This window comes from Vibrio limimangrovi (genome assembly GCF_054064025.1).
The window spans coordinates 508,739-528,563 of record NZ_JBSUGF010000008.1 but is presented as its reverse complement, the minus strand read 5'-3'; the positions used below and the strand labels follow the sequence as shown (position 1 = coordinate 528,563).

17 protein-coding genes are annotated in these 19,825 nt (G+C 44.8%); 3 read left to right on the top strand and 14 right to left on the bottom strand.

The features are described 5' to 3' along the window. Positions 1 to 20: 20 nt before the first annotated feature. On the top strand, positions 21 to 1,058 hold the full coding sequence (locus tag ACWYU8_RS13170) for an extracellular solute-binding protein (RefSeq protein WP_457520097.1): 1,038 nt from the start codon (positions 21 to 23) through the stop codon (positions 1,056 to 1,058). 69 nt (positions 1,059 to 1,127) lie between these two features. Here ACWYU8_RS13170 and cobB read toward each other — a convergent pair whose 3' ends face one another. Beyond that, complete coding sequence (cobB, locus tag ACWYU8_RS13165; protein ID WP_457520095.1) at positions 1,128 to 1,859, bottom strand: Sir2 family NAD+-dependent deacetylase; 732 nt, start codon at positions 1,857 to 1,859, stop codon at positions 1,128 to 1,130. A gap of 120 nt (positions 1,860 to 1,979) precedes the next feature. On the opposite strand from cobB, the gene ACWYU8_RS13160 reads away from it, so the two are divergent. Then, positions 1,980 to 2,159 carry a lipoprotein gene (locus ACWYU8_RS13160; protein ID WP_457520093.1) on the top strand — a complete coding sequence of 60 codons (180 nt, stop codon included), beginning with the start codon at positions 1,980 to 1,982 and terminating at the stop codon, positions 2,157 to 2,159. A gap of 34 nt (positions 2,160 to 2,193) precedes the next feature. Here the strand turns inward: ACWYU8_RS13160 and ACWYU8_RS13155 are convergent, their stop codons facing one another. From ACWYU8_RS13155 to ACWYU8_RS13110, 10 genes are all read right to left on the bottom strand, one after another. Continuing rightward, the gene (locus tag ACWYU8_RS13155; RefSeq protein WP_457520091.1) at positions 2,194 to 3,414 is read right to left on the bottom strand and encodes an ammonium transporter; all 1,221 of its coding nucleotides are present in this window, start codon (positions 3,412 to 3,414) and stop codon (positions 2,194 to 2,196) included. Positions 3,415 to 3,856: 442 nt separating this feature from the next. Then, positions 3,857 to 4,273 carry a hypothetical protein gene (locus ACWYU8_RS13150; RefSeq protein ID WP_457520089.1) on the bottom strand — a complete coding sequence of 139 codons (417 nt, stop codon included), beginning with the start codon at positions 4,271 to 4,273 and terminating at the stop codon, positions 3,857 to 3,859. Further along, on the bottom strand, positions 4,257 to 5,309 hold the full coding sequence (locus ACWYU8_RS13145; protein WP_457520087.1) for a formate dehydrogenase subunit gamma: 1,053 nt from the start codon (positions 5,307 to 5,309) through the stop codon (positions 4,257 to 4,259). Before ACWYU8_RS13145 ends, ACWYU8_RS13150 begins: the two co-directional genes overlap by 17 nt. A gap of 14 nt (positions 5,310 to 5,323) precedes the next feature. Continuing rightward, complete coding sequence (fdh3B, locus tag ACWYU8_RS13140; RefSeq protein ID WP_118118531.1) at positions 5,324 to 5,932, bottom strand: formate dehydrogenase FDH3 subunit beta; 609 nt, start codon at positions 5,930 to 5,932, stop codon at positions 5,324 to 5,326. A gap of 11 nt (positions 5,933 to 5,943) precedes the next feature. Continuing rightward, positions 5,944 to 8,799, bottom strand: coding sequence for a formate dehydrogenase subunit alpha (locus tag ACWYU8_RS13135; protein ID WP_457520085.1), 2,856 nt, complete (start codon positions 8,797 to 8,799; stop codon positions 5,944 to 5,946). A gap of 10 nt (positions 8,800 to 8,809) precedes the next feature. Continuing rightward, the gene (locus tag ACWYU8_RS13130) at positions 8,810 to 9,010 is read right to left on the bottom strand and encodes a transcriptional initiation protein Tat (RefSeq protein ID WP_457520083.1); all 201 of its coding nucleotides are present in this window, start codon (positions 9,008 to 9,010) and stop codon (positions 8,810 to 8,812) included. A gap of 73 nt (positions 9,011 to 9,083) precedes the next feature. Then, on the bottom strand, positions 9,084 to 9,710 hold the full coding sequence (locus tag ACWYU8_RS13125; RefSeq protein ID WP_457520081.1) for a TorD/DmsD family molecular chaperone: 627 nt from the start codon (positions 9,708 to 9,710) through the stop codon (positions 9,084 to 9,086). A gap of 9 nt (positions 9,711 to 9,719) precedes the next feature. After that, positions 9,720 to 11,381 (bottom strand): 4Fe-4S dicluster domain-containing protein, encoded by a 1,662-nt coding sequence (locus ACWYU8_RS13120; protein WP_457520079.1) that lies wholly within the window; start codon positions 11,379 to 11,381, stop codon positions 9,720 to 9,722. A 306-nt stretch (positions 11,382 to 11,687) separates the two neighbouring features. After that, the gene (locus ACWYU8_RS13115) at positions 11,688 to 12,335 is read right to left on the bottom strand and encodes a DUF3306 domain-containing protein (protein WP_457520077.1); all 648 of its coding nucleotides are present in this window, start codon (positions 12,333 to 12,335) and stop codon (positions 11,688 to 11,690) included. After that, the gene (locus ACWYU8_RS13110; protein WP_457520075.1) at positions 12,325 to 12,792 is read right to left on the bottom strand and encodes a DUF3305 domain-containing protein; all 468 of its coding nucleotides are present in this window, start codon (positions 12,790 to 12,792) and stop codon (positions 12,325 to 12,327) included. The genes ACWYU8_RS13115 and ACWYU8_RS13110 overlap by 11 nt, the downstream gene beginning before the upstream one ends. Positions 12,793 to 13,118: 326 nt before the next feature. Here ACWYU8_RS13110 and ACWYU8_RS13105 point away from each other — a divergent pair, with 326 nt between their 5' ends. Continuing rightward, on the top strand, positions 13,119 to 13,949 hold the full coding sequence (locus ACWYU8_RS13105) for a formate dehydrogenase accessory sulfurtransferase FdhD (protein WP_457520073.1): 831 nt from the start codon (positions 13,119 to 13,121) through the stop codon (positions 13,947 to 13,949). A 422-nt stretch (positions 13,950 to 14,371) separates the two neighbouring features. On the opposite strand, the gene ACWYU8_RS13100 is transcribed toward ACWYU8_RS13105, so the two are convergent. From ACWYU8_RS13100 to ACWYU8_RS13090, 3 genes are all read right to left on the bottom strand, one after another. Next, positions 14,372 to 15,964, bottom strand: coding sequence for an ABC-F family ATPase (locus tag ACWYU8_RS13100; RefSeq protein ID WP_457520071.1), 1,593 nt, complete (start codon positions 15,962 to 15,964; stop codon positions 14,372 to 14,374). Positions 15,965 to 16,210: 246 nt separating this feature from the next. Beyond that, positions 16,211 to 18,253: a sensor histidine kinase gene (locus ACWYU8_RS13095; protein WP_457520069.1), complete on the bottom strand. Its 2,043-nt coding sequence runs from the start codon at positions 18,251 to 18,253 to the stop codon at positions 16,211 to 16,213. Beyond that, the gene (locus tag ACWYU8_RS13090) at positions 18,243 to 19,694 is read right to left on the bottom strand and encodes a sigma-54-dependent transcriptional regulator (protein ID WP_457520067.1); all 1,452 of its coding nucleotides are present in this window, start codon (positions 19,692 to 19,694) and stop codon (positions 18,243 to 18,245) included. The genes ACWYU8_RS13095 and ACWYU8_RS13090 overlap by 11 nt, the downstream gene beginning before the upstream one ends. Positions 19,695 to 19,825 lie beyond the last annotated feature (131 nt).

The following is a 19,825-nucleotide window of genomic DNA, read 5'->3' as shown; positions in this document are numbered from 1 at the left end:
CTAAACAAAACGGAAAACAAATGAAAAGTAAATTCTACGCAAGCGTTCTATGTGCAGCGACGTTGATCGCTACTCCTGCAATAGCGGCTGATCAAGAACTGTACTTCTACAACTGGTCGGAATACATTCCAAATGACGTTCTTGAAGACTTTACAAAAGAAACCGGAATCAAGGTGATTTACTCAACGTACGAGTCCAACGAAAGCATGTACGCTAAGCTAAAAACTCAAGGTTCTGGCTACGATTTGGTAGTACCGTCTACCTATTTCGTATCTAAAATGCGTAAAGAAGGCATGCTTCAGCAGATCGACAAATCGAAGCTATCCCACTTTGCTGATATTGATCCTAACTTCTTAAACAAACCGTTTGACCCAAACAACAACTTCTCGATTCCTTATATCTGGGGAGCGACGGGCATTGGTATTAATGCTGATATGCTTGATAAGTCATCTGTTACCAAATGGGATGATTTCTGGGATAGCAAATGGGAAGGTCAGTTAATGTTGATGGATGACTCTCGCGAGGTGTTCCATATTGCATTAACAAAACTTGGTTACTCTCCGAATACTACCAATCCTGACGAAATCAAGGCGGCTTACGAAGAGTTGCAAAAGCTGATGCCAAACGTGTTGGTATTTAACTCGGACTTCCCGGCAAATCCATACTTAGCTGGAGAGGTTTCTCTTGGCATGCTGTGGAATGGTTCTGCTTATATGGCTCGTCAGGAAGGTGCCAAAATCGACATTATCTGGCCGGAAAAAGGTACTATCTTCTGGATGGATAGCTTAGCAATTCCTGCCGAGGCGAAAAACGTAGAAGCGGCACATAAGATGATTGATTTCCTGCTTCGTCCTGAGAATGCCGCTAAGATTGCAATGGAGATTGGATACCCTACTCCAGTTAAGACGGCATACGATCTGCTACCGAAAGATTTTGTTAATGATCAAAGTATCTTCCCTCCACAGGCCGTAATGGACAGTGGTATCTGGCAAGATGAGGTTGGTGACGCTAGCGTGATTTACGATGAGTACTTTCAAAAGCTTAAAGTAAACAATTGATCATGTTGGATTGATATGACATAAACTAAAAAGCGACCGATTGGTCGCTTTTTAGTTTCAGAGCGATTTTTAAACTCGGGCTTGGTTTTGTAACTCTAATATCTCGTTAACCAACTTAGGCACTTCTGCACTCGCTTTACCATAGCGCTTTTCTTCAAACTCACTCTCTATCGCGCTTGGTTCCAGGTTTATTTCTATTGTGTGTGCACCATGCATTTTGGCATCGTGAACAAAGCCAGCCGCTGGGTAAACCACGCCAGAAGTACCAATGGAAATAAACAAATCAGCTTCTTCAAGCGCGGCATAAATGTCACCCATTCGAAGAGGCATCTCACCGAACCAAACAATATGAGGACGCATCTGAGAAGGAATCTGGCAGCAGTGACAAAGTTCTCCGGTTTTAATGTCATCGACATGATCGATCACTTGGTTAGATTCACTGCAACGTGCCTTTAGTAGTTCTCCGTGCATATGAATAACATTGTGACTGCCACCTCTTTCGTGCAGATTATCAATATTCTGCGTGATAACGGTCACTTTCCCGTCCAGCTCCGCCTCTAGACGGCCTAGAGCCAAATGGGCTGCGTTCGGTTGAATGGACTGATTTTGCAGCTTTTTACGGCGTTGATTATAAAACTCCTGAACAAGGTCTGGATCCCGTGCAAATCCTTCTGGCGTCGCCACATCTTCAATGCGGTGATTCTCCCAAAGACCGTCTTGAGCACGAAATGTCTGAATACCGGACTCCGCTGATATACCTGCCCCAGTAAGTACTACAATATTTCTATATGGGAAATTCATAACTGATCCTTGTTGTTCTTTTTCATTAGCTTAACACTGAAACACGAGCAGCTGTAGTATTATGGATTAGACCATGGTAGTAATGGGCATTATTAAAACTATATTTTGAGAGGAAAAGCAATGAGGCACGTAACTCTGGCTCTTGTCTTACTTACGACTTTAGCAGGTTGTCAGCTGACCAATGTAGAAGGCGAAATTGATGACGTAAGAGTGAGCGTCGGTACCAATGATCATCATGACAGACATCGAAGCAATGGCGGTTTCTGCCCTCCAGGTCAGGCTAAAAAAGGTAATTGTTAAAAGAGCGGCTTAATGCCGCTCTTTTACATTTTGGTTAGTCTTCATTAGTCGAAGAGATTTTATGGATAGCCAGATCGGCACCATTGAACTCGTCTTCTTCTGATAGTCTTATGCCAGTCAATGCGTTAATCGCACCGTAAACTGCCAGTGCACCCAAAACTGCAATTGAGATCCCCAGGATTGTTCCCATAACCTGCACAACAAAACTAACACCACCCAAGCCACCTAAGGCTGTTTGTCCGAAGATGCCGGCTGCAATACCGCCCCATGCACCACAAATGCCATGCAGTGGCCAAACACCTAACACATCATCAATTTTGGTTTTATTTTGTAGATGGGTAAATAGGAAGACAAACAACACGCCAGCAATGGCACCAGTGACAAGAGCGCCAATAGGATGCATAAGGTCAGAACCGGCACATACAGCAACCAGACCCGCTAAAGGACCATTGTGAATAAAGCCAGGGTCATTTTTACCTGCGATAAGTGAGGCAAGAATGCCACCTACCATCGCCATTAAAGAGTTCATTGCTACCAGACCGCTTATACCACTAATAGCTTGAGCTGACATCACGTTAAAGCCAAACCAGCCAACACATAGAATCCATGCACCCAATGCTAAGAATGGGATATTTGAAGGGGCAAAGTTGGTATGTTTACCTGCACGAATTCGCCCCTTACGCATGCCTAAGAAAATAACTGCAACGAGTGCAATCCAGCCGCCGACAGCGTGTACAACCACTGAGCCTGCAAAATCATGGAAGCCAAAACCAAAGCTTGCTTCAAACCACTCTTGAACACCAAAATTGCCATTCCAAATAATCCCTTCAAATAGTGGATAAACGACCCCTACTGTAAAGAATGTGGCGATTAAGATCGGATAGAATCGAGCACGCTCGGCGATACCACCTGAGACAATGGCAGGAATAGCGGCAGCAAACGTCAGTAAGAAAAAGAACTTAACGAGTTCGTAGCCGTTACCTTGAGACAACGTTTGGGCGTCTGCAAAGAAGGTTCCACCGTAAGCAATCCAATAACCAATAAAAAAATAAGCTAGAGCAGATACACCGAAGTCGGCCAAGATTTTTACCAGAGCGTTAACTTGGTTCTTTTGGCGAACGGTCCCTACTTCAAGAAAAGCGAAGCCAGAGTGCATCAGAAATACCATGATGGCACCAAGCAATAAGAATAGAGTATCGGAACTTTGTGTTAGAGTTTGTACAGCGCCATGTACCTGATCGGCAGTTACACTCATTATGATTGTCTCCGTTAGTGTGTCGCGCACTTGTCCTGTGCAATGTAAAATAAACCATCACCAAAATGGTGAATCAAATTTGTAAAGAGCGTAGGAAAGCAATTAGCGTTCCAAAAAATCCCCAACCTCGCTAATGTTATTTATCTCATTGTTTATAAATACAAAGTTACTTTATTAAATAATTAAATCATTGCTTTAAGTTATCGATTTACGCACCAAATTAGCCTTATTGCACTATATTAATGCGCACCAAATTGTTAATTAATTGTAGAGCCTATATGCAACGCAGATCTATCTGGCACCAATAAAGTGCATATAAAGGGGGTTGTTTTAGAGGCTAATTTTAATGAATATCGCATCGCGGTTAAGATAGGGCTTTATTTACGATGTTTTTTAGAAAAAAACCGCCAAAAAGGCGGTTTTTAGTTTGTGTGCATTTTTATTACAGGTTTGGTCCTGTTGATGGTCTATGTGGCTTGTTATTACGTAACTGATGCATACCCTGGAGCATTCGCCAAATCCACACCCCTATCGCTACTAAAGCGAACAAGCTACCTATATAAGGAATAACATAAGCGATAGTGTCTAACAGTGAACTTCGGACCCAATAATTACTTACACCTTTTAATACACCGTTTGTGGTCGCTACCGTAACGATCAAAACAACAAAGAACGTGAGGTACAGGAAGAAGGTGCGGATTAAGCCATAGTAGTGCGAAATCACCACATCACTGTCTTCCCCTTTATCCAAACGATAGCCAGCATAAATAATGGCGATAACGCCTGAGATCAAAAACGTAAATGGGGTAAAACAACTCAGGATATAAGCAACCCAAATCCCGTTATGATGTTTGTTCATTCGCTTTTTCTCCTTTATCTGTTGCTTTAACCTCGTCTGATTCTCCCATCGCCTCTTTAGATTTCACTTCTTCATACCAAAGATCGTGGTGTTCCTTCGCCCATGTCTCGTCAACCTCACCCGTCACCATGCCTTCGAGTGCGCCTTCCATACCGAACAAGCCAATATAGATGTGGAAAACAAAGCCGCAGATAAGAATGAGTGCCGAGACTGCGTGAATCAGGTTAGACAACTCCATATCACGGCGGGTTTGATCAAAGATAGGGAAATCCAAAACCAGTCCACTTGCTGCAGCGATAGCACCGACAAAAATTAGCAACCAGTATACCGCTTTCTCACCACCGTTTGAGAAACCTGCCGATGGATGAGTGCCTTTGTGTTTACCAACCATCCCGCCCATTTTCATGAACCAACGTACGTCAGTCATGTTCGGGATCGATTTACGCCACCATTTCAGCAGAATTAACATTAACAAGATGAAAAACAACGGTCCCATATAGTTGTGGTATTGCTTCGCCAACATAACGATGAAACCCCAGAACTCACTAGGTACGTATGGTTTCAGGAAGTGTTTACCATAAACCAACATCAATCCACTGAATGCCAGGGTTAAAAAGGTAAATGCCATGCTCCAGTGCAGTGCACGATCGAGTCGAGACCAGCGCTTAATCTTTTTGCCTGTTCGAGGCTTGCTTAGCATCAGAGGACCAACAAAAACATAAGCCAACACAACCATCGCGATACTACCGAAAATAGCGATGGCACCAGCAGGTGACATCCATTTTTCTTTAAGGATGTACCAGGTCTCACCAGGCTTACTGATTAGAACGCCATGCTCCGGGGACTGGGACGTGGTGTAACCCGACTCCCCCTGCCTTACCTGACGCCAATAATCCGCACCTGCCAGTTGAGTCATCTCCTGCTGTACGACTTTAGAGGATTGCTCTTCTGCGGCCGTTGGCATGGAGAAAGTCAGCAGTAATGCTGTCAACACTGACAGCATTACCAGAGACGCACGTTTTAGAGTGTTTAACATGTGTCCCTCCTTACTTAGCTTTTGGTTGCGTCGTAAGAAAGATCATTTCCGTCTGTCCAACCTGCATTCTTAGCCCCACGTTCAACAACACGCTGACGGAAAATATCAGATACTTTATCTGCATCGCCCGCCAGTAGTGCTTTTGTTGAACAGAGTGATGCACACATAGGCAGCTTGCCTTCTGCAATACGGTTTGCACCATATTTTTGGCGCTCTTCAACCGAACCTGGTTCAGTTTCTGGACCTCCTGCACAGAAGGTACATTTATCCATTTTGCCACGCTCACCAAACGCTTCCTGTTTAGGGAACTGCGGCGCACCAAATGGACATGCAAACAGACAGTAACCACAACCAATGCAAAGATCTTTGTTGTGCAGTACGATGCCGTCTTCTGTGTGTTCAAAGCAATCTGCCGGACAAACTGCCATACATGGCGCGTCAGTACAGTGCATACAAGCTACAGAGATTGAGTTTTCACCCGCTTCACCATCGTTGAGTGTTACGACGCGGCGACGCTGGATTCCCCACTCTAGAGCATCATCGTTTTCGTTCTTACATGCAGTAACACAGCCGTTACACTCGATACAGCGTTTGGTGTCACATAGGAATTTCATTCGTGCCATCTTAAGACTCCTTACGCTTTACGAATGTTACATAGGGTTACTTTGGTTTCCTGCATCAAGGTGACAGGGTCGTAACCGTAAGTGGTTGCCGTATTAGCAGACTCACCACTCACATAAGGTTGAGTGCCTTCAGGGTATTTAGGACGTAAATCCTCTCCCTCGAATTCACCGCCAAAGTGAAATGGAATGAATGCCAATCCTGGTTTAACACGACGAGTTACCATCGCTTTCACCTTAATTCGGCCTTTTTCCGCACCTTCAACCCAAACTTCGTCACCATCTTTGAAGCCAAGATCGTTCGCGTCTTTCGGGTTTACTTCTACGAACATTTCTTGTTGCAACTCTGCAAGCCAAGGGTTTGAACGGGTCTCGTCACCACCACCTTCGTATTCCACCAAGCGTCCTGAAGTCAGAACAATTGGGTATTCGCCAGACTTATCCTGATCCTGGATAGATTTGTACAAGGTCGGAACACGGAAGATCGCTTCTTTGTCATCCCATGTAGGGTAATCTGCTACAAGGTCACGTCTCGGTGTATATAACGGTTCGCGGTGCAGCGGGACTCTATCTGGGAATGTCCAGACTATGGCGCGAGCTTTGGCGTTACCAAATGGAATACAACCGTGTGCAATCGCGACACGCTGAATACCACCGGACAAGTCAGTTTTCCAGTTCTTGCCTTCTGCAGCGACTTTCTCTTCCGCCGTTAGATCATCCCACCATCCAAGCTGTTTAAGCAGTTTGTCAGTGAACTCCGGGTAACCATCTTTGATTTCACTGCCTTTCGAATAGCTGTCTTCGGCTAGTAGACTCTTACCTTCAAATTCCACACCAAAGCGCGTACGGAAGGTACCGCCACCTTCAGCAACGGTTTTCGAGGTATCGTAAAGAATGTGAGTACCTGGGTGCCCCATCTCTGGCGTGCCCCAACATGGCCAAGGTAGACCATAGGTCTCGCCATTAATCGGACCGCCCTCGGCCTCGAGTGTGGTTTTGTGGAAGGTATGCCAGTTTTGTTGATGCGCTTTAAGGCGTTCAGGGCTTTGACCTGTGTAACCAATTGTCCACATGCCTTTATTGAACTCGCGGGTGAGATCTTCAATAAGAGGCTGGTTGTTTTCTACACGGATGTTTTTGCACAGAAGATCAGCAAACCCAAGTTTTTGTGACAACAGGTACATGATTTCATGGTCAGGTTTTGACTCAAACAAAGGTTCGATAACCTGATCACGCCATTGAAGAGAACGGTTTGATGCCGTTACACTGCCGTAAGTTTCAAACTGAGTCGTTGCAGGAAGCAGGTAAACACCATCGGTACGATCGTTCATTACCGCTGCTACCGTTGGGTATGGGTCGACGATGACCATCATATCCAGTTTCTGCATCGCCTTTTTCATCTCAACACCACGAGTTTGAGAGTTTACTGCGTGCCCCCAATAAAACATTGCACGGATATTTTCACGCTGTTGGATGTTATCTTTATTTTCTAAAACACCATCAATCCAACGAGAGACCGGAATACCAGCGCTATGCATTGGTTTTTGGCCGCCATATTCGTTGTCATCGAACCGTTCTTTGATCCATTCGTAATCGATATCCCAAACTTTTGACCAGTGACGCCATGAGCCTTCAGCAAGCCCATAGTAGCCTGGTAAGGTATCAGAAAGTACGCCTAGGTCTGTTGCACCTTGTACGTTATCGTGGCCACGGAAAATGTTTGCACCACCACCAGATTTACCGATATTGCCCAGAGCAAGTTCCAGAACACAGTAAGCACGTGTGTTGTTGTTGCCTGTGGTGTGCTGCGTACCACCCATACACCAGATGATACAGCCAGGGCGGTTATCTGAGAGCAGTTTCGCGGTATGGTAAACATCTTCTTCAGTCACGCCTGTTACACGTTCAACTTCCGATGGAGTCCATTTAGCCACTTCAGCTCGGATTTCATCCATACCAAATACACGCTGACGGATGAATTCTTTGTCTTCCCACTCGTTTTCAAAGATGTGCCATAACAGACCCCAAATGAACGCAACGTCAGAGCCAGGACGAAGAGAAACGTAGTGATCGGATTTAGCTGCGGTACGAGTGCGACGAGGATCAGCAACGATGATCTTACAGTTGTTTTTCTCTTTGGCGATAAGAATGTGTTGCATCGCTACAGGGTGCGCTTCAGCAGGGTTTGAGCCAATGAACAGCATCGACTTCGAGTTGTGCATGTCATTGAAAGAGTTGGTCATCGCACCGTAGCCCCACGTGTTTGCTACACCCGCCACCGTGGTTGAGTGACAGATACGCGCTTGGTGGTCAACGTTGTTGGTACCCCAAAGTGATGCCATTTTACGGAACAGGTACGCCTGCTCATTGCTGTGTTTTGCACTGCCCAGGAAATAAACGGAATCAGGACCGGATTCTTTGCGGATATCTAATACCTTGTTACCGATCTCTTCGATGGCTTCATCCCAAGAGAGCTTTTTCCACTTTCCGTTTTCTAGCTTCATTGGGTATTTAAGGCGACGTTCACCATGTCCGTGCTCACGTAGAGCTGCACCTTTTGCACAGTGTCCACCAGCGTTAAATGGGTGGTCAAAAGCGGGTTCCTGACCTGTCCAAACACCATTTTGAACTTCAGCATAAATCCCACAGCCCACGGAACAGTGAGAACAGATCGTACGCTTAATTTCTGTTGCCGCTTCTGGATCGACGGATTTCGCTTGTGCTTTTTTCATCATGCCCGGTGCAAACAGACTGGCACCAACCACTGCACCACCAGCAGCAAGCGATGTATTTCTCATGAATGCACGGCGAGAAATGCCAAGCTGGTTAGTTTCTTTGCTCACACTGTCGGAGCGTTTGATAAGTTTCATCCGTTATCTCCTAAAGTGTGTCGTAGTAATCACGAATGTGTTGAGTTTCACGATAGCCTTTCTTCTTCACATCATTTTCTGAAGACTCAACCGTCTCCGAAGCATTAGCCACTTTTGTGGTTCCTGCGACGACGGCACCTGCAACGGCAGCGGTTGTGAAGCCTTTTAGTAGCTCCCTGCGGCTTGAGTTTATTGTTTTATTATCTTTCATCTTTGCTTCCTTACCTTCCGGTAGATCTGTGGAGGTTAATGCCTCTCTATCGATATGACCAAGTACTGCTCGATTACTCGTAATCAGTGACGTTTTTCACATCAATTTTAAATTTGGCTTTACTGCTCTTTGTGTTCTCACTAAAACGCACCTGTTCCAGAGTTAAAAATGCGTCACAAAGTTGCGCTGCTGGCTTGTAAAAATCGACGCTCTCAGCGTTTTCAAGCTGGTGAGTGAATGCGCTAAACCAAGGAGCAATGTGTTTATTAAACACGGCTTGTTGCAGCCCCTCTTCTTCTTCAGTAAGCATTGCCATGACTTCACAAAGGGCTGAAATATGATCTTCTGGTTCTTTTACATTGTCAGCACGTTCAATACCTAATAACTCAAGATCGTGTCGAATCTCAGCCAAGGGTTTTTCCATCATTGAACCGGTACGGTGCCATGATCCAAATGGCACGACTTCACCACGACCGATACCGATAAACAGATTTTGATATTCATCTTCAAGGTCTTCGCGATCGGCTTGATTAGCGGCATGTTGAAGCGCAATCCAAGCTTGTTGCATTGCGCTAGCCGAAGGTTCAACTTCCAATGACTTCAGAAAATCAAGCATCTCTTTACTTGGTGCACCACGGAAAAGCGCGGATAAAACAAGGTAAATTTCCGTTCTCAGCGTTTGGTCTTGTTGTTTTTCCACTGTGGGCTCCTAATATTTCAGTTGTTTCAACGGGTCAGAGGCCATCGATTCGAACATGTCGACGACACGGCAGTCTTCACACATCGCAATACGGTTAATTGCTGCTTCATCACTAAAGTGGGAGTGACCACGAAGCTTGTTTTGCAACATATCGATCATTGATTGAGGAGCGAAAGGCTTGTGGCAACGAAGACATTCCGCCGCCTTCTCCTGATGAATAACCACTGATTTCTGGCGTTCTTCTTTCACCCAGTTCATACGCGGAGACAAAGTCAGGACATTTTCCGGACAGGCTTTCGCACATAAACCGCATTGAACGCAATCTTGTTCAACAAACTTAAGTGATGGAGATTTACCATCGGTATGCAGAGCACGAGTCGGACAAACCGCCACACAGCTCATACACAACGTACAGTCTTTGCTTTCACAAGAAACTGAGCCATATGGAGCATTGACAGGGAGTTCAACTACATTTTCTACAGGAATACGTGATGCTGACAGTGCATCCAAAGCGGTAAACAGGCGCTGACGTTTATTGCCTTGTAACTCGCCCAACGCTAAGTCGAATGAATCCGTACAAAGCGTAGGAGCCCCTTCACGCAGAGACTCTAAATAAAGGATATCGATGGTTTCTTTTGCAATACCAAGTTGATCAAGCAGTTCTTGAGCAATACCAACTTCACTATTAAGTACTCTCAAAATGGTTGGAGGCATAAAACGAGAGGCAGCAAATAAAACTTGAGTTGCACCGTTGACCAGTGCTGCAAACCAGGTATCGATACCAACGGAAGGAAGTTCTTCTACCACAATTGGAATAACGTTATCTGGTAGCGCTTTCAGAGCCATCACGTTATACGTTTCATGGCGTGAACTACAAATAAGCACGATAGGATCAACGCCGCCTGCTTTCTCGTAATTTGCCAGCGTACGTTCAATGAATTTTTGAGTATCTTCTGGATTTGGGAGTGCGTAATGAATCGCTTCAGTAGGACACGCCGTCGCACAAGTTCCCACTCCCTGACATAGGTATGGGTTAATCTCAATACGATGACCTGTTTTGTCACTGCCTTCGCTTGATAATGCACCTGCCGGACAAGCATCAACACAACGCTCACAACCTTTGACGCCTCGTGAGCTGTGTGCACATAGATCTGTGTCTAAACGGAAAAATTTCGGTTTATCGAACGTCCCCATCAAAGTTGGGATCTCTTCCAATGCTTCAGCCAGTTTCGGATAACCGCGCCCTACTGGATAATAACCCGGAGCCGGAACCTCTTCTGACATGCAACTGTTTAGGCAGAGATCGAGCACGATATCGAAACAATCACTATTAATAGCAATTTTCGCTAAATTGTTCGTAGCACCATTATTTTCGATTATGACTTCAAATGTCCCTAGGAAACCTGAAACCTGAACAGAGTTTGTGTAGTAAACCTCAGGGTTGTTGCCCTTTTCCCCATCCGTTGAAAGCAGTGTCAGGCTGTTCATTTGTGGTAATTGTGCAGCAGCACTTTCAATGATCGCTGTAGGACCAATAATCAGTGTATTACCACCACTTTCGTAGCTCACTGTAGGTGGGATGAGATTCGTCAACTCTACGGTATTTTCAAAAGCGTACAGTCTTGCTTCACCATTACTGGAAGTTGTTTGTTCTAATAGTTGTTTCAACATTGCTCGTTTCCATTGATTAACATGGATAATTTTCTATCTTCATTGTAGTTAGCAACGCAGGTTCTGCTGATGAATATATAAATAAGATCTTATATATCGGAGTATCAGAGTACAAAGCCAAGCAAAGTACATGCGTTCTAAACGTCAGAAGATCAGTTCTGAAGCATTAATAGCAAAGGGTGTGCCAAACTAAATAATTGAACAAATACAGTTAGTTATAATCATAGTTGGCAAATTTTTCCGATAAAAAAACCGAATGAGACAATTTGTCCCACTCGGTTCGTTGAGTATTTAGTCAAAATGTACCTATTTTTGCTGTGGTATATTTTGTCCTAATTGATCAGATGCTGATATTTGCTCTGATGCCGTTTCTTGCTCTAAAGTGCCACTTTTGTTAGGCACTGTGTTTATATACAGCTTTTCGTTATTTTGTGGATTTTTGGCATTTTCTTGTTCTGACTCATCAGGGGCGACAACCTCAGGCTCCGTGTCCGCCACTGTTGTATGATCTTCATCAATCGGAGGGGCTTCGTCTGTCTTCTCTTTAACCCAATCACGCAGAGTTTCTGCGATACCTTCAGACATTGACTTCAGATTACTATAATCATCGTCGTAATCGTCTAAGCCATCCCGAACATTAAACTCTTCTGATAAGAAGAGCTTACGTAATGCGGCTTTCTTCACACTCTCTGAAGCTTCAGAAACCAGTAAGCTCGCAATAGACATCTCTTCTGGTTTTGATTCTTCAGGCGCTGGGGCTGTTGCGTTGGCTTGTTCAACGTTGACTTTATCAACAGACCCATCGTCAGGTTTTACGAATGTTGCTTCAGTTTGAGTTAGCTCTAAGTCACTGTGTGCATTTGTGTTTAGGTCGACATTTAGATCATGGTCTTCACTTGAGGCTTCTTCTAACTTGCGTTTTGACCAACGGCTTATAAAACTGCTAGTTGCCATTTGCTCTACCTGCTCCTTTTCGTTTCTTACGTTTGACCTCTAACATTTCACCGTTGCGCCCGATGTACGCCTCCATCCATGCCTGTACTGGTAAGGGCATGTCATTAGACAAGACCAGATTGTCTCCATCCATATACCGCGCAGCAACGGCTTGAGAAGCAGTAAGAAGCTGTATCGTAGGTTTCTCTCCGGAATCGAGGTTATCCATTACCAGAAAGAGTTTTGGCTTTTGAGAGCTTAAATTAAATCGGTAATCAGTACGTTCGTCTCTGTGCAGTTGGAGCAGACAAACATCAGATGTTTCGTCATTCGGAGTCAACTGAAAACTGGTTAACTGCCATTGGGTTGTTAACCATGCACCTGTGATAATTTCATGTTCAACCAGCTCTATGCCCATAGGCCATGAATCTTCGGTCTTCTCGTATTTGTTTTCTAAATCTTTATTATTGTCTGACATAACTCACCCAACTTACTTACCAGGTCTGTTGGCGGAAAGGACATTTTGTCCTTTGCTTGCAAACCTCTTAGGTTACAAAGCAATAAATGCGCCAAATCAATCATATTAATAAACACTAAGCTAAGAGAATTAATACTAACTTAGTCGAAACACAAACAAGCGAGTGTGTCATTCCTGCGAACTCTCAATTTTTATGTTTACCAGACTGAAAGACTCGCATTTTTTGCCGCAAGCGCTATGTTGGAATGATATTTGCTGAACAAACTGCACAATAATTACAATATTCCAGCGGAGTTGAGCACTCCCTCACTGATTAGGACAACAACGTGGTAAAACCAAATATTATTAGAACCAGTGAAAATCCCCTGCAAACCATCGAAGTCGATGTGTACGATGAATACGGTGAAAAGCTGACGAAACAAATCGCTTGTGAGCGTCCTTTGACGGTACTGCTGAACTGGAAAGAGATCGTTACGCTGATGACCATTGGCTCTCGCCCTGATGCCCTCGTTTTAGGTTATTTGAAGAACCAAAGCTTCTTGTCTGATCCTGACGCTATAGAGTCCGTCATTATCGACTGGGAAACCCACTCTGCCGCCGTTATAACGAAAGAAGATACCGAGTATCTGGAAGGCGCGTTAAAAAAGAAAACGGTTACTTCGGGTTGTGGACAAGGCACCATGTACGGCAATGTGATGAAGCAGCTAGAAAACTATCAGGTGCCGCAAGTACTGCTCAAGCAGTCAGATATCTATGCCACACTTGAAGCCCTAACACATTACAACGATACCTACAGGAAAGCTGGCGCCGTGCATGGCTGCGCGGTGTGTCAAAATAATCAGGTAATGTCTTTCGTTGAAGATGTAGGTCGTCACAATGCTGTAGATACGCTAGCTGGTGAGATGTGGTTAAATCAGGAGACAGGTGAAGATAAAATCTTTTACACCACTGGCCGCCTGACCTCAGAGATGGTCATCAAAGTCGCTCAAATGGGGATTCCGGTGCTCCTCTCTCGTTCTGGCGTAACGCAGATGGGTTTAGATCTCGCCCGACAGTATGGCATTACCACGATTGCGCGCGCAAAAGGTCTGCGCTTCCAGGTATTTACTGGAGCAGAAAAAATTGAGTTTGATGTCAAAGGTGTCAGCGACGAATAATTCGCAAAGTTGAAGTTTGGTGTAGACTTAATATTAATCACAGTGAGTGATTCGAAATGGCGTAAGGAAATTGGTTGAGAACACGGTGAAGTTTTTCGATTACCAATAGACCTGCAAGCAACGTCTTGTACAACAAAAAGTAACACAATTCTCGAGTGCTGTAACAAGCTAGAAATACATATCGTTTATTACTGTTGGTGTTTTTCTATACTACTTATTTCACAAAGGATGTGAACGATGGACAATGATCAGCTTTGGAACTTTTTGCTCACGCCGAGTGGCATTATGGTTTCGATGATAATTACATTCGGTGTTGTTGGGATTTATGCTTACCTAACCGGTCAATTCAAGGAATAAGCGCACAAAAAAAGACCTCGCAGTGAGGTCTTTTTAATTTCATAGCGTCTGTCTACATCGTTGTGTTACTGAGCAACACCACGAGATTTAAGGAACTCTGAGTAAGTACCTTTAAAGTCTGTGATCTTACCATCACGAATTTCAATGATGCGCGTCGCCAGAGAGTCTACGAATACTCGGTCGTGTGATACGAAGAATAGCGTACCTTTGTACTGCTCCAGGGCCGTGTTTAAAGATTCGATCGATTCCATGTCCATGTGGTTGGTTGGTTCGTCCATCAGCAGCATATTTGGTTTGTGCATCATCAGTTTACCAAGCAACATACGACCTTGCTCACCACCTGACAGTACTTTTACCGACTTCTTGATGTCATCCTGGCCAAATAGCATGCGGCCCAGGAAACTGCGTACGACTTGCTCATCATCGCCTTCCTGACGCCATTGACCCATCCAATCTGTCAAGTTTAAGTCTTCTGCAAATTCATGTGCATGGTCTTGTGCGTAGTAACCGATGTTTGAGTTCTCAGACCATTTGTACGTACCTGTACGAGGTTCCAGAACGCCAGCCAAAGTATTCAACAGCGTGGTTTTACCTACACCGTTCTCACCAATAATGGCTACGCGCTCACCTACTTCAAATATTGCATTGAAGTTCGCGAACAGGTCATCTTCAAAACCTTGGCTCAGGTTTTCAACAATCAGAGCGTTACGGAATAGCTCTTTAGACTGTTCAAAACGAATGAATGGGTTTTGACGGCTAGACGCTTTAACTTCGTCCAGTTTGATCTTGTCAATTTGCTTAGCACGAGATGTTGCTTGCTTTGCTTTCGATGCGTTTGCAGAGAAACGTGCAACGAAGGTTTGTAGTTCAGCGATTTGTGCTTTTTTCTTTGCGTTGTCGTTTAGTAGACGTTCACGAGCTTGTGAAGCCGCTGTCATATACTCGTCGTAGTTACCTGGGTAAACACGTAGCTCACCGTAATCCAAGTCAGCCATGTGCGTGCAAACTGAGTTTAGGAAGTGGCGGTCGTGCGAGATAATAATCATGGTGCAGTTACGCGCGTTGAGCGTGTCTTCCAACCAACGGATAGTGTCCATATCCAGGTTGTTGGTTGGTTCGTCAAGCAGCATGATATCTGGGTCAGCAAATAGAACCTGTGCAAGCAGGACACGAAGTTTCCAACCTGGCGCAACTTCGCTCATAAGACCAAAGTGCTGTTCCAGTGGAATACCTACAGCAAGAAGAAGTTCACCCGCTTTTGCTTCTGCCATGTAGCCGTCCATTTCTGCGAACTCAACTTCAAGGTCAGCTACTTTCATGCCGTCTTCTTCGCTCATCTCAGCCAAAGAGTAAATGCGGTCACGCTCTTTCTTCACTTCCCATAGCTCTTTGTGGCCCATGATTACCGTATCGATAACAGTGAACTCTTCGTATGCGAATTGATCCTGATTTAGCTTAGCAACACGCTCGTTTGGATCGTAGCTAACGTTGCCGCTTGTCTGTTCAAGTTCGCCGCTTAGGATTTTCATAAAGGTTGATTTACCACAACCATTAGCTCCAATTAAGCCGTAACGGTTACCTTCACCGAACTTAACTGAAATGTTTTCGAATAGCGGCTTCGCGCCGAATTGTTGAGTGATATTCGCTGTGGAGATCAAAACCTTTACCTTAGCAATTTGAGTGAGTTTAGGAAAAACCGGGCAACGGTACTTGTTCAGGCTACATACTGCAAGTGTTGTTTTTATTAATTGGTCAGAAAAAGATCGTTTTGGATGAAAATGAGCGAGATAGGAGGATGTTTATCTGTCGTCTAAAATATTTGGATTCTCAGCTAAGCCAAAGGGTCCGTAATCAACTGACCCTTTGGCATATTTAGTGTTTGAGAAAGAACGCTCATCAATGCATCAGGCAATATTGGTCACTTCAAGCATTAACTCTGCTTTGTTCGGCAAGTAAATACTGAACACACTACCCTTGCCCCATTCGGACTCGACTTTCAGCTCACCACCGGTTTGACTAAGAATACTTTGTGAAACGGAGAGCCCCAGACCAGTACCTTCGCGTTTGGTTGTATAAAACGGAGAAAAAATACGACTGATATTTTCTGGCTTGATACCACACCCTTCATCCGCTACGCGAATCACCGCACCCCTGACGTTTCCATTCTCCACCCAGTCCTTACTGCTGACGGTCAATTTGCCCTGTCCGTTCATGGCGTGAATCGCATTCATCTGCAAGTTCACCAGAATCTGCAGCAGTTGGTGACGGTTAATTTCCACTGAGGTATGCGCTTGCAGATCGGTGATAAACTGAATGTCCCGCTTTTTGGCCCCTGTTTTTACCAGCGTGATGCTTTCATCAATGATTGGATTGACGCGTTGCCATGTAATTTCATCTTGGACGCCACCTTGTCGACTGTATTGCAATAAACTTCGTGTGATGTTTCTGATTCGGTCAATTTGGGAATGAACGGCATCGATTTCTTCCTGAACTCGATTCGCCTCCTCGCCGAGTTCAAACTGAATCAGTTCTATGTTGCCGAGAATGACGGCGGTCGGATTATTTATTTCGTGTGCAATACCTGCGGTTAACTCCCCGAGCGCAGAGAGCTTTTCATGTACGATAAGTTTATCCCGAGTCTGGTTGAGCAAATGTATGTGCAATTCCAACTCTTCTGTTTTATCACGCAGACTTGCTGTACGCTCCTGTACTTTGCATTCAAGTTGGGCTGCTGCATGCTTAAGCTCAGTCTTACGAACCTGAAGCGCGTCGAGCATATTATCGAATTGCTTGGCCAGTTGAGCCAACTCATGATCATCGTCGAGTCCCAAAGGACCGATACGCTTTTCTTTCCCTAACTGAACCAGCTTGACGACCCTGTGAATCTGCTCAATGGGTCTGAACAAATCTCTTGAACCGCGATACACCATCACACCTGATACCACTAATAGAACCAGCGTCATTAAGCTGACTTCCGCGATATTGGTGATATAGGCTTTAACAAATGGCCACATCAGATAGCCAGTGTATATCATACCTATCACATTATCGTATTGGTCTTTAATGGGTTGATAAGCGGTGATATACCAGGCGTCATATACATAGGCCTGGCCTACCCACTGCTCTCCACGGGAAAGCACTTGTTCAGAGACTTCATTACTCACTTTTGAGCCGATCGCACGCCCCAGGCGGTGAGCACTATCCAGTGGTACGTTAGTGCTAACACGAAGATCGGAAAGAAACAAAGTTAATGTGCCCACCGGACGCAAACGGTCATTGCTGTTTGGGTAAATCAGGTCACGGATTTGGTCGACTAACACGGTACTGTTGTTGAGAAGTAACCCACCGTCTAAGAACCCAATCAAATCATCGAATCGGTTGTAAACCGGAATCACGGTACGGCTCACTAATCCACGGGTTTCCAATCCACTCTCTTGGCTCAGAATCGACACTTCGGCTCGTTTCGCTAATGCTGGGTCGAGTTGTTCCAATTCATCTTTGTTTAAGACATCGAAGAAGGATTCTCGTTTAGTCAGGTCCATGAAGCGAAACTTATTTTCCACTGAATTGACGAACTTGAAAGAGAGGAAATCTAAACCGTAACGACCCTGCTGTTCTTTCACCCATGCTTGTATTTCATCTTTCGGCGTATGTTGATTAATGCGGGTACGAAAATCAAAAGAATCGGCGAACGCTCTAACGTAGTTCGCTTGCTTCTGCTGCAGTAACTCGACACTGTTTTGCGCTACCCCAAGCCGTTCAGATACGTCCTGAAGAGTACTTTGCCACGTGTATTGAATAGACCAATAAATCGTGATGCCAATCAATGCAAGCAGGGTCACAAAGATCGGTGCGGAAGTCAGAATGAGTAAGCGGTAACGCACCATGGTTTTAAACCGGTGCATCCATTTAGACAGTCCTTTGTGTTGTTGCCATTTAGTTGGCATATTCCTCTTCCTCTGTATCCCACTCTTTGTATTTGCGCTCTAAGGTTTTGCGTGCGACACCGAGATCACGAGCGGCAGCCGATTTATTACCATCATGCAGACTCACAACTTGTTGAATGTGCGCTTTCTCCACATCTTTCAAGGTCCAGTCGTTGGGATAACCCTCGCCAGTGGACGCATTGTGTTCCTTCAACTCCACAAGAGCATCTGTAGCCGAAACCTCGGTAGAAGTATTTGGAAAAACGTGATCACCGTTTATTTCGCGCCAATAGTGAGCTGGAGGTTTTCCAAGCAGGATACAACGTTCAATCAGATTTTTTAGCTCACGAATGTTACCAGGCCAATGGTATGCGCTCATCGCTTCCATATCTTCATGAGCCCATTTAGGCGCTGGCATGCCTAATTCTCTTGTTAACATGTTGCTAAAAAACGGTACCAACTCGAAGAGATCTTGTTTGCGGTCTCGAAGTGGGCAAACTTCAATTTTAAGTACATTCAGACGGTAATAGAGATCGCTTCGGAAATTACCAAGGTTTACTTCCTCTTGTAGATTTCGGTTTGTCGCAGCTACTACACGAACATCAATGCTGATCTCTCTTTCAGAGCCAACAGGCCGAATGGTTCGTTGCTCTAACACACGTAAAAGTGATGCTTGCATAGCCAGTGGCATTTCTCCGATCTCATCCAAGAATAGCGTCCCGCCATTTGCAACACGAAACAGCCCTTCACGTGATTTCTTAGCGCCAGTAAACGCACCGGAAATATGACCAAACAGTTCGCTTTCCAATAACTCTGGTGCAATCGCCCCGCAGTTGATAGGAACAAATGGCCCAGTTCTCCCACTCGCCTGATGAATGCCCCGGGCAACCAGTTCTTTACCAGTGCCTGATTCTCCTTCAATCAATACAGACGCACGAGAAGGCGCAAATTGACTTATCAGTAGTTTGAGTTGATTTGTTGTTGTTGAATTACCAATGATTTCTGAACTGTTATGACGCTGATAGTCCCGCTTCATCGCATAGTGCATGCGATCGTTGAGCCGACGGTCCATACATCGAATAACTGACTTCAGCATTTGTTCTAAGTTAAAAGGCTTGAGAATAAAGTCTGAAGCGCCTAATTGCAGAGCACGAATTGCGGTTTCAAGATCGGCGTAACCCGTCATAAAAATCACGTCTGCTCGCCTGTCATCGTCCTCAAACACTTCTTCCCACTCAATACCCGAGCGACCGGGTAAGTTAATGTCGAGCAAAATCAGGTCATAATGACGTGCGTTGCGCAGCTGCTCTGCGTCTTCAATACTGCCTGCCGTATCAACTTGAGAGAAAAGTTTCCCAAGTGCTTTTTTTAATATCGCTTGCATGCCCAGTTCGTCATCGACGACAAGCACGGAAAAGGCGTTATATTGTTGGTTTGTACTAGTATGAGAGTGGTTAGACATATTTACCCCGGAAAGGCTGAGATGGGACAGAGTGTACCAACTTTAGCGTGATACATTCCGAGACAGATGAGACATTTTGTACCACTAAATAGTTTTATTTAAACAAGCCTATGAAATAGCGCATAAATAAT